Origin of the sequence: Micromonospora sp. CV4, from assembly GCF_003667455.1 — a bacterium.
Lineage (GTDB): Bacteria > Actinomycetota > Actinomycetes > Mycobacteriales > Micromonosporaceae > Micromonospora.
The window spans coordinates 1-399 of record NZ_RCVI01000005.1; the positions used below are offsets into that span (position 1 = coordinate 1).

General features: G+C 73.7%; 1 pseudogene. It reads right to left on the reverse strand.

Annotation, left to right across the window (positions count from 1 at the left end):
• Nucleotides 1–270: pseudogene (locus EAD98_RS00020) on the reverse strand (hypothetical protein); the annotation flags it as partial.
• Nucleotides 271–399: the final 129 nt, after the last annotated feature.

A 399-nucleotide genomic window follows, 5' to 3' on the forward strand; every position in this document is an offset into this window, starting at 1 on the left:
GTCCGGCGTGGCGTCGGTGGTCACCGCGGCCGGCGCGCTGACCGTGTCCACCGGGGCCGGCTCGTCGGCGACCGCGGCGGGCGCCGGGTCGACGGTCGCCGCCGGCCGGATGTCGTCGATGGTGGCAGCCGGGGTCGGCGTGGCGACCACGGCCAGGCCGGCGACGGGGTCGCCGTCCACGCTCGACGGACCCTGCCCGCTGGCCCGTACGCCCTGCCGGCCGCGCAGCAACCACCCGGCGGCCAGGCCCAGCACCAGTGCCAGTACCACTATCAGCGAGTGTCCGATAGACCACTCCACGGCGAACCTCCCTCTCACCTCGTCGGAAAAGTCACGAGAAAAACTCGCCGCAGCTTTGCACACGCGCGATGACGACGACAGGGAGGCTCGGTCGGGGGC